The sequence below is a fragment of the Georgenia thermotolerans genome (assembly GCF_009193185.1).
Classification (GTDB): domain Bacteria; phylum Actinomycetota; class Actinomycetes; order Actinomycetales; family Actinomycetaceae; genus Georgenia; species Georgenia thermotolerans.
In genome coordinates this window covers 20401-33410 of sequence record NZ_VUKF01000035.1, presented here as the reverse complement: position 1 = coordinate 33410, position 13010 = coordinate 20401, and the positions used below count along the sequence as shown (strand labels likewise).

Below are 13010 nucleotides of genomic sequence, written 5' to 3'. Positions count from 1 at the left end.
AGGAACGTCGATGCCCAAGAAGAAGCCGAAGCCCCGCAAGACGCCCTCGCAGCGGCGCCGCCACCAGGGCCCGCCGCCCCGGCACGTCCCGGCCGCGGCCGTGCCCGCGCTGCTCGCCGAGCTGGAGGAGTGGGCCCGCGAGCTCGACCTCCTCATCGAGGACAGCACCTGGCTCGTCGAGCGCGCGATCGACCTCAAGCGCGAGCAGCTCGGCTCGCCCGACCCCACCGCGTGGACGGAGCCGGAGATCCGCGCGGTGCTCACCGAGCTGTTCCCCCGGGCCGTCGCGGCCACCGGCGACGACGCCCGGCTCCTCGTCCCGGCCATGACGCTGTTCTTCAGCTTCCTGCTCTCCACCGGCCGCTTCCGCTCCCCGCTGACCGACGCGAGGCTGACGGCGCTGATGGAGGAGCTGGCGGGGCAGGTGCCGCAGGCCTTCGAGGGCGGGGCGGAGGGCGAGGAGCGCGAGCCCTTCGCCGACATCTGGCCGCCCGCGCTCGGCCCCGCGCCGGACCTGGACGCCCTGTCCGAGGGGCCGTTCGAGGCCGCCGACGTCGCGGCCTGGTTCGAGGGCTCGGTGCTGCTCCCCAGGGCGCGCGCGTTCGTGGCCTGGGTCGGGGCCGGCCGGCCCGTGACGAGCACCGGGGCGCTGCGCCCCGCCGACACCGCCGAGGTGCTGCACGTGCTGGGGTTCCCGGAGGCCGTGGCGCCGCGCTCGATGTGGCAGGACCGCGAGCTGGTGCTGCTCTGGGTCGCCCTCGTCCGGCTCGGCTATCTCCACGTGGGCGCGAGCCGCGTGACACCCGGCGAGGAGGCCCTGCCGGCGCCGGACGCCTCCCCGGAGGCCGTCGCCGGCGCCGCGGCCGCCCTGCACGCCGCGGTGCTGCACGCCTTCCTCGAGGCGAACCCGGGCGAGCCCACCTACGCCCTCGAGCCGGACCTCACCCTCGGCGCGCTCCTGCGCGCCGCCGAGCCCGGCGGGCTGACGGTCACCGAGCCCGGCGAGGACGTGCTCGTGGGCGACGAGGGCCTGACGATCTCGCTGCTCCGCACGGACCTGGACCTGCTGGCGCGCGTGGGCGTGCTGGAGCAGGAGGGGGACACCTTCCGCTTCCCCGAGCCGCTGCACCCGGTCCTGCCCGCCGCCCTGCACATGCTGGGCGGCGACTGAGCCGCGGCGTCCCGCAGGCGCCCCGCGGCCGTCCTCGGCCGAGCCGCGGCGGCCCTCAGGCCGGTCCTCAGGCCGGTCCCGGCCGGACGGTCAGCACGCGGAACCCCTTCGAGCTGGCGGTGCGCCTGACGTCGGCGCCCAGCTCCTCGGCCAGCCACCGGTGCAGCGAGTCCGCCCCGAGGTTCTTCTGCACCACCAGGTGCGCCCTGCCGGTCGGCGCGAGCAGGCCCAGCCAGGCGGTGAGGAGCTCGTGCAGCGCCGCCTTGCCGACCCGGATGGGCGGGTTCGACCAGATCTCGTCGATGCGCGTGCCCTGCGCCCGGAAGGCGGCCAGCGCCGCGGCGGCGTCCAGCGCGGTGACGTTGCCCAGCCCCAGGGCCGCCGCGTTGCGGGCCGTGAGGTCCACCGCCCGGTGGTTGACGTCGACGCCGAACACCCGCGCCCCCGGCGAGGCCAGCGCCATCGCCAGCGTGATCGGGCCCCAGCCGCACCCGACGTCGACCAGCGTGCCGGTCTCCGGGGGGTCGTCGACGGCGTCGAGCAGCACCCGGGTGCCCAGGTCCAGGCGGTCGCCGGAGAAGACCCCCGGCGCGGCCTGCACGGCGACGTCCCGGCCGCGCAGGCGCACCCGCAGCGGGCGGAGCTCGGCGGGGGAGGCGGGCTCGGCGGAGAAGTAGTGGTCGGGCGTGCTCACGCCGCCAACCTACCGGCGCGGGCGGGACGCCCCGCAGCGGGGAGGGCCGGGCCGGCCCACCACCGGGGAGGGCCGGCGGCACCCGTCGCCGGCGGGATGATCCGTGGCGCGCCCGACGTTGGGGATAAACGATGGCCCACCCCCGCACCGCGTGGGATCCTGTGAGGAGCCCACGGAAGGACAAGATGACCCCCACCTCACCCACCCCCGACGAGCAGCAGGACGGCGCCGGCGCCCAGCGGGCCGCCGAGGACGTCGTCGCCCGCATCCTGGCCCGTGCGGGGACGTCCCTGAGGTCCACCGCGGGCACGGCCCTGGAGTCCGGCGACGGCGGCGGGCCGGCGGACGCCGGGTACGACGGGGACCAGTTCGAGCGGGAGGAGCGCGCGGCGCTGCGCCGTGTCGGCGGGCTGTCCACCGAGCTCGAGGACGTCACCGAGGTCGAGTACCGGCAGCTGCGCCTCGAGCGCGTCGTGCTCGTCGGCCTGTGGTCCACCGGGACGGCCGAGATGGCCGAGGTCTCGCTGCGCGAGCTGGCCGCCCTCGCCGAGACGGCCGGCTCGGTCGTGCTCGACGGGCTGCTCCAGCGCCGCACCACCCCCGACCCCGGCACCTACCTCGGCTCGGGCAAGGCCGCCGAGCTGGCGGAGATGGTGCAGGCGGCGGGCGCCGACACGGTCATCGCGGACGGCGAGCTCACCCCCTCCCAGCGCCGCGGCCTGGAGGACATCGTCAAGGTCAAGGTCATCGACCGCACCGCGCTGATCCTCGACATCTTCGCCCAGCACGCGAAGTCCCGGGAGGGCAAGGCGCAGGTCGAGCTGGCCCAGCTCGAGTACCTGCTCCCGCGCCTGCGCGGCTGGGGCGAGTCGATGTCCCGGCAGGCCGGCGGCCGGGTGGCCGGCGGCGCGGGGATCGGCTCGCGCGGCCCCGGTGAGACGAAGATCGAGCTGGACCGGCGCCGCATCCGCACCCGCATGGCCCGGCTGCGCCGGCAGATCAGGGAGATGGCCCCCTCCCGCCAGACCAAGCGCGGCTCGCGGCGCCACAACCAGGTCCCGTCGGTGGCCATCGCCGGGTACACGAACGCCGGCAAGTCCTCCCTGCTCAACCGCCTCACCGGCGCCGGGGTCCTGGTGGAGAACGCGCTGTTCGCCACCCTCGACCCCACCGTGCGCCGGGCCCGGACCCCGGACGGGCGCGAGTACACGCTCACCGACACGGTGGGCTTCGTCCGCTCCCTGCCCACCGAGCTCGTCGAGGCCTTCCGCTCCACGCTCGAGGAGGTCGCCGACGCCGACCTGATCCTCCACGTCGTCGACGCCGCCCACCCCGACCCCGAGGGGCAGGTGCGCACCGTGCACGCGGTCATCGCCGACATCCCCGGCGCCGCCGACGTGCCCGAGCTCATCGTGCTCAACAAGGCCGACCTGGCCGCCCCCGAGGACCTCGCCGCGCTGCGCACCCGGTACCCGGGCGCGGTGGCGGTGTCCGCGCGCACCGGCCGCGGCGTCGACGAGCTCGCCCGGCGCATCGCCGAGCTGCTGCCGCGCCCGGCCGAGCTGGTCGACGTCGTCGTCCCCTACGACCGCGGCGACCTGGTCTCGCGGGCGCACACCGACGGCGAGATCCTCGCCGAGGAGTACGTCGAGGGCGGCACGCGGCTGCACGCCCGGGTCGCCCCGGACCTGGCGGCCGACGTGCGCTCGGTGGGCACCCCGTGGACCGGGACGCCCGCCGCCCGGTCCGCGTCCTGATGGCCGACGTCGACGGGCTGCTGGCCGACGCGGTCGCGGCCGTCGGCGGGGCCGCGCGGCCCGGCCAGCAGCGGATGGCCGCCGCCGTCGCCGAGACCCTGCGGGACGGCTCGCACCTGCTCGTCCAGGCCGGCACGGGCACCGGCAAGTCGCTCGCGTACCTCGTGCCGGTCCTGGCCCACGCCGTCGAGGCGGGCCAGCGCGCCGTCGTCTCCACGGCCACCCTCGCCCTCCAGCGGCAGGTCCTCGTCCACGACGCCCCGCGCGTGGCCGCCGTCGTCGCCGAGCGCACCGGGCTGCGCCCCGACGTCGCCCTGCTCAAGGGCTGGCACAACTACCTGTGCAAGCACAAGGTGGCCGGCGGCTTCCCGGCCGAGGACGAGCCGGGCCTGTTCTCCGTCTCCGCCGCCACCGGCGTGGACCCGGCCGCCCCGGCGCCGGCCGGCGCCGCCCAGGCGGGGCCGGAGCGCGGCTCGCTGGCCGAGCAGGTGCTCCGGCTGCGCGAGTGGGCCGAGGAGACCACCACGGGCGACCGCGACGACCTCGTGCCGGGCGTGAGCGAGCGGGCCTGGCGGCAGGTCTCCGTCACCAAGATGGAGTGCCTGGGCCAGCGCTGCCCCATGATCGCGGAGTGCTTCCCCGAGGCCGCGCGGCAGGCCGCCCGCGAGGCCGACGTCGTGGTCACCAACCACGCCATGCTGGGCATCGCCGCCGCCGGGTCGCCCAACGTCCTGCCCGAACACGACGTCCTCGTCGTCGACGAGGCGCACGAGCTCGCCGACCGGGTCACCGCCCAGTCGACCCTGGAGCTCAGCGCCGGGATCGTCGAGCGCACCGCGCGGCTCGCGCGCCGGCACGCCGGCGTCAACGACGAGACGCTGGAGAAGGCCGTGGCCCTGCTGCGCCAGCGGCTCGAGGTCGTCCCCGACGGCCGGCTGCCGGAGGGGCTGCCCGCCGGCGTGCGCGACGCCGTCGTCCTCGTCGAGGCCGGCTCGCGCGCCGCCATCACCGCGATGCGCCCGGAGAGCGGCGCGAACGCCCAGGAGGACGCCGGCGGGCGGGCGATGGCCCGCTCCGCGATGGTCGTGCTCCACGAGGTCGCCGAGCGCCTCCTCGGCGACGGCGTGGCGCAGCGCCGCGACGTGCTGTGGTGCGAGCGCCCCCGGGTGGGCAGCGAGCAGCCCCGGCTGCGCCTCGCCCCGCTCGACGTCGCCGGCCCGCTCAAGGACCACCTGCTGGCCGGCCGCGCCGTCGTGCTGACCTCGGCCACCCTCGCCCTCGGCGGCACCTTCGACCCCATGGCGCGCAGCCTCGGGCTCACCCTCGACGAGGACCGGTCCTGGCGGGGGCTGGACGTCGGCTCCCCGTTCGACTACCCGCGCCAGGGCATCCTCTACATCGCGCGGCACCTGCCCGCCCCGGGGCGCGACGGCACCAGCGGGCAGGCGCTCGACGAGCTGGTCGAGCTCGTCCGCGCCGCCGGCGGCGCCACGCTCGGGCTGTTCTCCTCCCGCCGCGCGGCCGAGGCGGCCGCCGAGCGGCTGCGCGCCGACCTGGACACGCCCGTGCTGTGCCAGGGCGAGGACCAGCTGCCCACCCTGGTGCGCCGCTTCGCCGAGGACGAGGCCACCTCGCTCATGGGCACCTTGTCGCTGTGGCAGGGCGTGGACGTGCCGGGGCCGACCTGCCGCCTGGTGGTCATCGACCGCATCCCCTTCCCCCGCCCGGACGACCCGGTGCGCTCGGCCCGCTCGGAGGTGGTGGCCGCCGCCGGCGGCAACGGCTTCATGTCCGTCGCGGCCACCCACGCCGCCCTGCTGCTCGCCCAGGGCGCCGGGCGCCTCGTGCGCTCCACCGGCGACCGCGGCGTCGTCGCCGTCCTGGACCCGCGCCTGGCCACCGCCCGGTACGGCACCTTCCTCACCCGGTCCATGCCGCCGTTGTGGCGCACCTACGACGGCGAGGTCACTCGCGGGGCGCTGCGCCGCCTGGCGGCCACCACCCCCGCTCCCGCCGGGGCCTGAGCGGGCGCGTCGTCCACAGCCGGCCTGACGCGGCTGCCGGGGCCGTCGCGGCGGCTCGCCGGGCCGCCGGTGGCGCCGTCCTCGTAGGGTGGGGCCAGAACTGTCCGCCAACCACCCCGGGGGGATCCATGACCGAGGCCGACGAGGTCGGGCGCGACGAGCTCGCGGGCGACAGCCGGGGCGAGCGCCGGTCGAGCAAGGTCGCCATCGTCGGCGCCGGCGCCGTCGGCTCGACGCTCGCCTACGCCTGTCTGCTGCGCGGCGCGGCCCGGGAGGTCGTCCTGTTCGACCGCAACCGGGACAAGGTCGAGGCGCAGGCGATGGACATCGCCCACGGCATCCAGTTCACCCCCATGGGCTCGGTGCGCGGCTCCGACGACGTCGCCATCTGCGCCGGCGCCGACGTCGTCGTCATCACCGCCGGCGCCCGGCAGAAGCCGGGCCAGTCCCGCCTCGACCTCGCCGGGGCGACGATCGACATCATGCGCACCCTGGTGCCCCAGCTGGTCGAGGTGGCCCCGCACGCCGTCTACGTCATGGTGGCCAACCCGGTGGACGTGGTCACCTACGCCGGCCTGAAGATCTCCGGGCTGCCCCAGCACCAGTTCTTCGGCTCCGGCACGGTGCTCGACACCTCCCGGCTGCGCTACCTCGTCGCCCGGGCCTGCGGCGTCGCGGTCCAGAGCGTGCACGCGTACATGGCCGGCGAGCACGGAGACTCCGAGCTGCCGCTGTGGAGCTCGGCGATGATCGGCGCGGTGCCGCTGCTGCAGTGGGGCCCCACCCGCGACGGGCGGATGCTCGACGAGGAGATGCGCGCCGCGATCGCCACCGAGGTGGTGCAGTCGGCCTACAAGATCATCGCCGGCAAGGGCGCGACGAACTACGCCGTCGGGCTGGCGGTGGTGCGCATCATCGAGGCCGTCATGCGCAACGAGCACCGCGTCCTGTCGGTCTCCTCGCTGCTCGAGGACTACCTGGAGATCTCCGACGTGTGCATGTCGGTGCCGACCGTCGTCGGGCACGACGGCGTGGGCCGTCGCCTCGTGCCGGTGGTCACCGAGCGGGAGCGGCACGGGCTGGTGCAGAGCGCCGAGGCGATCCGCGCCGTGGCCCGCCAGTTCGGCTTCTGACTCCTCAGAGGCTGCGCAGCACCGTCACCACGCGCCCGAGCACCTGGGCCGCGTCGCCCGGGATGGGGGAGAAGGCGGGGTTCTGCGGCAGCAGCCAGACGTGGCCGTCGCGGCGCTGGAAGGTCTTGACGGTGGCCTCGCCGTCGATCATCGCCGCGACGATCTCGCCGTTCTCGGCCACCGGCTGACGGCGGACCACCACCCAGTCCCCGTCGCAGATGGCGGCGTCGATCATCGACTCGCCCACCACCCGGAGCAGGAACAGCTCGCCGTCGCCGACGAGCTGGCGCGGCAGGGGGAAGACGTCCTCCACCGCCTGCTCGGCCAGGATCGGGCCGCCCGCGGCGATGCGGCCGACCACCGGCACCAGGGTCGCCGGGCCGGTGCGCAGCCCCTCGGCGTCGAACGCCGCCACGGGGCCGGTCACGCTCGAGGCCCGGGCGCCGACCTGGTCGATGAGCTCGATGGCCCGCGGCCGGTTGGGGTCGCGGCGCACGTAGCCCTTGCGCTCGAGCACGCCGAGCTGGTGCTTGACCGACGACGGGCTGGTCAGCCCGACCGCCTCGCCGATCTCGCGCATGCTCGGCGGGTAGCCGCGCTCGGCCACGGCCGACCGGATGGTGGCCAGGATCAGCCGCTGGCGCTCGGTGAGTCCGCCGTCGCCGGCGGACTGCCTCTGCATCGGTTCCTCGACGGTGCTCACGACGGCGATCCTTCCCGCACCGCGGCGGCGGTGTCGGCCGGCGGCGGATCGTTGTGGAAATCCGCCGATGTCAGTGGTCGGTGATGGGCTCTCGACGTCAGCGTAGAAGCCCCGGGGCACGATCTCAAACAATTGTTCGAGGTGTGTCTCGACAAGACGCCCGGGTGCCCCTACTCTGTCGCACAGACGTTCGACGAACATCCGTTCGAGGAGGAGTGGTCATGAGTGCACTGGTCGCGCAGCCCGCGTGGCGGCCCGCCCCCGCCCGCCCGGCCCGTCCGGCCCGGCCGACCCCCCGCGCATCCGTCGCCCGCGCCCACCTGCAGGTGGTCGGCCCCGGCTTCGTCCCCGTCCCCGCGCCCACGGCGGCGCGCCCGGCGCCGGCCGCCCCGCTGCGCCTGACCGCGCTCGGGCGCCGCGTGGTGGCCACGCTCGCGCTGGTGGCCGCCGCCGCGGTGGCGGTCGGGCTCGGCAGCGCGGCCGGCTCGGCGGTCGCGGCGCCGGCCGCCGAGGACGTGGCCACCGTGACGGTCGCGGCGGGGGACACCTTGTGGGCGGTGGCGAGCGAGGTGGCGCGTCCGGGCGAGGACGTCCGCGACGTCGTCGCCACGATCGCCGCCCTCAACGACCTCGGCGAGCACCAGCTCCGCGCCGGCCAGCAGCTGCTCGTCCCGGCCCGCTGACCGCCGGCGGCGCGCGGACCGCGGCCCCGGCCCCCGGCGGGGTGGGATGATGAGACCGGCGACGCGAGATCGCGCCGCCGGTGCGGCCGGACCGGCCGCGCCGGGACCGCGGCCGCGAGCCGCGGGTGCAGGGAGGAGCTGCGAGGTGCACTGCCCATACTGTCGTCACGCCGACTCACGCGTGATCGACTCCCGGACGGCGGAGGACGGCGCGTCCATCCGGCGTCGGCGCCAGTGCCCCAGCTGCGGGCGGCGGTTCACCACGCTGGAGACCTCCAGCCTCACGGTGGTCAAGCGCTCCGGGGCGAGCGAGCCGTTCAGCCGCGACAAGGTGGTCGCCGGCGTGCGCAAGGCGTGCCAGGGCCGGCCCGTGTCCGACGACGACCTCGCCCTGCTGGCCCAGCAGGTCGAGGAGGCGGTGCGCGCGAGCGGCGCCGCCCAGATCGACGCGCACGAGATCGGCCTGGCCATCCTCGGCCCGCTGCGCCAGCTCGACGAGGTCGCCTACCTCCGCTTCGCCAGCGTCTACTCCTCCTTCAGCTCCCTCGAGGACTTCGAGGCGGCCATCGCCACCCTGCGGGCCGAGCACACCGCCGCCCGCGCGGCGGGTGAGGACGCCGAGCCCGGCGCTGCGTCGAGCGCGACGACGGCGCCGGCCGGGACCGCATCGCCAACCGGCGCCGAAACCGGCACCGGCTCCGCTAGCCTGGGCGCAGCCGAGGAGCCCGCGCAGGCTCCGGCCCACTGACGCCGTCGGTGGTGGCGGAGGGGAAGCCGCCACCGCCGACGGTTCCGCGGAGAGGCGACCGGCCGCCGCGGAGGCGCCGCCGGCGCTCGGTCGAGCAGGGCGCTCAGTCGAGCAGCTGGTCGCGCACCTTCCGGCGCAGCACCTTGCCGAGCTGGGAGCGGGGCAGCTCCTCGAGCACCGCGATGCGCCGCGGCATGGCGTAGTGCGAGAGCCGCTCGTGGGTCCAGCGGCGCACGGCCTCGAGGTCCACCCGGGCGCCCGGCTCGAGCACGAGCGCGGCGACCACCGATTCCCCGCGGGCGCCGTCGGGCAGGCCGACGACGGCCACGTCGCTCACCCCGGGCATCGAGCGCACCGCGTCCTCGACCTGGGAGGGGTAGACGTTGAACCCGCCGGAGATGATCAGCTCCTTGCGCCGGTCGGCCAGGACGACGAAGCCGTCGTCGAGGCGGACGATGTCCCCGGTGCGCAGCCACCCGCCGTCGAGGACCACCTCGGCGGTGTCCTCGGGCCGGCCGTAGTAGCCGGCGAAGACCTGCGGGCCGCGCACCAGCAGCTCGCCCACCTCCCCGGGCGCGACCTCCGCGGCCGGGTTCTCCGGGTCCACGATGCGGATCTCGGTGGAGGGGAACGGCAGCCCGAGCGCGCCGGGCCGCCGGCCGGGGCCGAAGGGGTTGCCGAGGATGACCGGGGAGCACTCGGTCATGCCGTAGCCCTCGACGATGAGCCCGCCGGTGACCGCCTCCCACCGGCGCGCCACCTCCGGGTCCAGCGCCATGGCGCCGGAGATGGCGAAGCGCACCGAGGACAGGTCCGCCCCGCGCTCCTCGGCGGCGGCGGCCATCCGGTCGAACATCGGCGGCACGCCCGGGAAGAAGCTGGCCGGGCGGCGCCGCATGGCGGCGAGGACCATGTCGACGTCGAACTTGGGCAGCACCACCTGGGTGGCACCGATCCGCACGGCGAACGTCAGGGACAGGGTCAGGCCGAAGGCGTGGAAGAAGGGCAGCACCGCGTAGAACGTCTCCGCGCCGTCCCGCAGCCCCTGCACCCAGGCCCGGCCCTGGGCCACGTTGGCCAGCAGGTTCCGGTGGGTGAGGGCCACGGCCTTCGGCGTGCCGGTGGTGCCGCCGGTGTGCAGGAGCACGGCGAGGTCGGACCCGGCGGGGCGCGGATACGCGGCCGGCAGCGGGGCGGCCCGGCGCACGTCCGCCTCCCAGCTGCGCACCCCGGCCGGCACCGGGCCGCGCAGCGCGTCGCGCTGGGCCCGGGCGGCGGCGAGGGGCAGGCGCAGCAGCAGGCGGGAGCGGCGCGGCAGCGCGGCGGTGAGGTCGACGGCCCAGACGGTGCGGCCGCGACGGTCACCGCCCGGGGCGACCCGGTCGAGCGCCTTCTCCCACGCCACCACCACGGTGGCGCCGTGGGCGTCCAGCTGCTCCTGGATCTCGGCGGGCGGGGCGAGCGGGTTGTGCTCGGCGACGACCGCGCCGAGCCGCAGCACCGCGTAGAAGGCCACGACGTGCTGGGGGCAGTTGGGCAGCACGAGGGCCACCCGGTCCCCGGCCCGCACCCCCGCGGCGGCGAGCATCCCCGCCGCCCGGGCCACCTGCGCGTCGAGCTCGGCGTACGTCGTGGCGGCGCCGAGGAAGTCCAGCGCCACCCGGGCCCCGAAGCGGTCGGCGGCCTCCCCGAGGAGACGGTCCACCCCGTGCTCGGGCACGACGATCTCGGCCGGGACGCCGGGGGCGTAGTGGGGGCGGGCCGGGGACCCGGGAGCGGTGGTCATGATCAGAGGTCCGAGGACCGCGCAGCCCAGATGTTGATGCCGGTGTCCACGGCGTGCTCGTCGATGCGGGCCAGCTCGTCCTCCGTGAAGTCCAGGCGGTCCAGCGCCGCGACGTTGTCCTCCAGCTGGGCCACGCTCGAGGCGCCGACCAGCGCCGTCGTGACACGCGGGTCGCGCAGCACCCAGGCGATCGCCATCTGCGCCAGGCTCTGCCCGCGCGCGGCGGCGATGTCGTTCAGGGCGCGCACGTGCCCCAGGGCGGCGTCGCTGAGGAACTCCTGGCGCAGGGAGCCACCGCGGGCGGCGCGGGAGTCCTCCGGCACGCCGTCGAGGTACTTGTCGGTGAGCATGCCCTGCGCGAGCGGGGAGAAGACCACCGCCCCGGTGCCCTTCTCGCCCAGGACGTCGAGCAGGCTCGGCTCACCCTCCTCGACCCACCGGTTGAGCATCGAGTACGAGGGCTGGTGGACGAGCAGGTGGAGCCCGATCTCGTCGGCCACCTCGAACGCCTCCAGGGTGCGCTGGGCGGAGTAGGAGGAGATGCCCGCGTACAGCGCCCGCCCGGAGTCCACGGCGGTCTTCAGCGCGCCGAGGGTCTCCCGCAGCGGCGTGGTGTCGTCGAAGCGGTGGGAGTAGAAGATGTCGACGTAGTCCAGGCCCATGCGTTCGAGCGACTGGTCGAGCGAGGCCAGCAGGTACTTGCGCGAGCCGCCGTTGCCGTAGGGCCCGGGCCACATGTCGTAGCCGGCCTTGGTGGAGATGACCAGCTCGTCGCGCAGCCCGGCCAGGTCCTCGGCGAGCATGCGCCCGAAGGACTTCTCCGCCGACCCCGGCGGCGGGCCGTAGTTGTTGGCCAGGTCGATGTGGGTGATGCCCAGGTCGACGGCGCGCAGGACGATGTCGCGCTGGGTCTCGTAGGCGTTGGCCTCGCCGAAGTTCTGCCACAGCCCCAGGGCGATGGCGGGCAGGTCGAGACCGCTGCGGCCGCAGCGTCGGTAGGTCATGGCGTCGTAGCGCTCGGGTGCGGGGGTGAACATGGTCCGACCGTACTGCCGCTCAGTCCTCGGGGTTGGGACGGACCATCACCCGCAGGCGCAGGGTGTCCTCCATCTGGCGCACCGCCTCGACGGCCTCACGCGGCAGCTCGGAGCCGATGTCGGTGACCACGTAACCGATCTCACCCAGCGTGCCGAGGATCTGGCCGTCGATGTTGGCCCCGTACTCGGCGAAGGTCTGGTTGACGAGCGCCAGCACGCCGGGGGTGTTGCGGTGGACGAACGCGATGCGGTACCGGGCCGCGTCCGACGGCGGCAGCGAGAGCCGCGGCAGGTTCACCGACAGGTCGGTCGCGCCCGACCTGAGGTACTTGGTGAGCTTGCCCGAGACGAACTGCCCGATGTTCTCCTGGGCCTCCTGGGTCGAGCCGCCCACGTGGGGGGTGAGGATCACGTTGGGCAGGCCGCGCAGCTCGGAGTCGAACGGGTCGCCGGTGCGCTTGGGCTCGGTGGGGAAGACGTCGACGGCGGCCCCCGCCAGGGAGCCGTCGAGGATCTTCTCGCGCAGCACCGCGTAGTCGACCAGGAAGCCGCGGGAGAGATTGAGGAAGATCGCGCCGTGCTTCATCTGCTCGAACTGCTCGCGGCCGAACATCCCGGCGTTGCCGGCGCGCCCGTCGACGTGCAGCGTGACGATGTCGGCGACGTTGAGCAGCTCGGTGAGCGAGCTCATCCGGCGGGCGTTGCCCAGCGCGAGCTTCTCGGCGACGTCGTAGAACACCACCCGCAGGCCCAGGGCCTCGGCCACGACGGAGAGCTGGGTGCCGATGTTGCCGTAGCCGACGATGCCCAGGGTCCGCCCGCGCACCTCGTGCGAGCCCGCGGCCGACTTGTCCCAGACGCCGTCGTGCAGCGCCTTGTCCCGCACCGTGAGGCGCCGGGTCAGCGCGATGATCTCGCCGAGGGCGAGCTCGACGACGGAGCGGGTGTTGGAGAACGGGGCGTTGAAGACGGCGACCCCGCGGCGCGCGGCCGCGCGCAGGTCGATCTGGTTCGTCCCGATGCAGAACGCGCCGATGGTGAGCAGCTGCGGGTGGGCGGCGAGGACCCGCTCGGTCACGTGGGTGGTGGAGCGGATGCCCAGGATGTCGACGCCGTCGAGGGCCTTGATGAGCTCGTCCTCGTCCATGGCGCCGGGGTGCCGGACGACCTCGACGCCGGCGGCGGCGAGGACGGGGTCGGCGTTGGTGTGCGGATTTTCGAGGAGGAGTGCGCGTGCCACCGGCCCATCGTCCGCCCGTCTCGCGATGCGGAGC

The 13010-nt window shown here is 75.5% G+C and carries 11 protein-coding genes; 6 read left to right on the top strand and 5 right to left on the bottom strand.

Annotation, left to right across the window (positions count from 1 at the left end; all coding sequences use genetic code 11):
• Positions 1-10: 10 nt before the first annotated feature.
• Entirely contained in the window at positions 11-1171 is a 1161-nt protein-coding gene (locus GD970_RS15560; protein WP_152203816.1) for a hypothetical protein, read from the top strand.
• 67 nt (positions 1172-1238) lie between these two features.
• Here GD970_RS15560 and GD970_RS15555 read toward each other — a convergent pair whose 3' ends face one another.
• Positions 1239-1865, bottom strand: coding sequence for a class I SAM-dependent methyltransferase (locus GD970_RS15555; RefSeq protein WP_152203815.1), 627 nt, complete (start codon positions 1863-1865; stop codon positions 1239-1241).
• Between the two features lie 185 nt (positions 1866-2050).
• On the opposite strand from GD970_RS15555, the gene hflX reads away from it, so the two are divergent.
• From hflX to GD970_RS15540, 3 genes are all read left to right on the top strand, one after another.
• A complete protein-coding gene (hflX, locus tag GD970_RS15550; RefSeq protein ID WP_152203814.1) occupies positions 2051-3622 on the top strand; it encodes a GTPase HflX in 1572 nt (523 codons plus the stop codon).
• Positions 3622-5646 (top strand): ATP-dependent DNA helicase, encoded by a 2025-nt coding sequence (locus GD970_RS15545; protein ID WP_152203830.1) that lies wholly within the window; start codon positions 3622-3624, stop codon positions 5644-5646. Before hflX ends, GD970_RS15545 begins: the two co-directional genes overlap by 1 nt.
• 128 nt (positions 5647-5774) lie before the next feature.
• A complete protein-coding gene (locus GD970_RS15540) occupies positions 5775-6779 on the top strand; it encodes an L-lactate dehydrogenase (protein ID WP_152203813.1) in 1005 nt (334 codons plus the stop codon).
• A 4-nt stretch (positions 6780-6783) separates the two neighbouring features.
• Here GD970_RS15540 and lexA read toward each other — a convergent pair whose 3' ends face one another.
• On the bottom strand, positions 6784-7461 hold the full coding sequence (gene lexA / locus GD970_RS15535) for a transcriptional repressor LexA (protein WP_152203829.1): 678 nt from the start codon (positions 7459-7461) through the stop codon (positions 6784-6786).
• 242 nt (positions 7462-7703) lie between these two features.
• Here lexA and GD970_RS15530 point away from each other — a divergent pair, with 242 nt between their 5' ends.
• Together GD970_RS15530 and nrdR are read left to right on the top strand one after the other, a co-directional pair.
• On the top strand, positions 7704-8165 hold the full coding sequence (locus tag GD970_RS15530; protein WP_152203812.1) for a LysM peptidoglycan-binding domain-containing protein: 462 nt from the start codon (positions 7704-7706) through the stop codon (positions 8163-8165).
• 145 nt (positions 8166-8310) lie between these two features.
• The gene (nrdR, locus tag GD970_RS15525; RefSeq protein WP_152203811.1) at positions 8311-8913 is read left to right on the top strand and encodes a transcriptional regulator NrdR; all 603 of its coding nucleotides are present in this window, start codon (positions 8311-8313) and stop codon (positions 8911-8913) included.
• A gap of 103 nt (positions 8914-9016) precedes the next feature.
• Here the strand turns inward: nrdR and GD970_RS15520 are convergent, their stop codons facing one another.
• Genes GD970_RS15520 through serA form a run of 3 tightly spaced genes read right to left on the bottom strand, consistent with a single transcriptional unit; the run spans position 9017 to position 12976 of the window.
• Positions 9017-10699, bottom strand: a complete 1683-nt coding sequence (locus GD970_RS15520) for an AMP-binding protein (RefSeq protein WP_152203810.1) — start codon at positions 10697-10699, stop codon at positions 9017-9019.
• Between the two features lie 2 nt (positions 10700-10701).
• Entirely contained in the window at positions 10702-11736 is a 1035-nt protein-coding gene (mgrA, locus tag GD970_RS15515; RefSeq protein WP_152203809.1) for an L-glyceraldehyde 3-phosphate reductase, read from the bottom strand.
• 19 nt (positions 11737-11755) lie between these two features.
• Complete coding sequence (gene serA / locus GD970_RS15510; protein ID WP_152203808.1) at positions 11756-12976, bottom strand: phosphoglycerate dehydrogenase; 1221 nt, start codon at positions 12974-12976, stop codon at positions 11756-11758.
• Between the last annotated feature and the right edge of the window lie 34 nt (positions 12977-13010).

Coding starts and splice junctions, on each gene's coding strand:
- GD970_RS15560 (WP_152203816.1), top strand. CDS start 11: ATGCCCAAGAAGAAGCCGAAGCCCCGCAAGACGCCCTCGCAGCGGCGC.
- hflX (WP_152203814.1), top strand. CDS start 2,051: ATGACCCCCACCTCACCCACCCCCGACGAGCAGCAGGACGGCGCCGGC.
- GD970_RS15545 (WP_152203830.1), top strand. CDS start 3,622: ATGGCCGACGTCGACGGGCTGCTGGCCGACGCGGTCGCGGCCGTCGGC.
- GD970_RS15540 (WP_152203813.1), top strand. CDS start 5,775: ATGACCGAGGCCGACGAGGTCGGGCGCGACGAGCTCGCGGGCGACAGC.
- lexA (WP_152203829.1), bottom strand. CDS start 7,461: ATGCAGAGGCAGTCCGCCGGCGACGGCGGACTCACCGAGCGCCAGCGG.
- GD970_RS15530 (WP_152203812.1), top strand. CDS start 7,704: ATGAGTGCACTGGTCGCGCAGCCCGCGTGGCGGCCCGCCCCCGCCCGC.
- GD970_RS15520 (WP_152203810.1), bottom strand. CDS start 10,699: ATGACCACCGCTCCCGGGTCCCCGGCCCGCCCCCACTACGCCCCCGGC.
- mgrA (WP_152203809.1), bottom strand. CDS start 11,736: ATGTTCACCCCCGCACCCGAGCGCTACGACGCCATGACCTACCGACGC.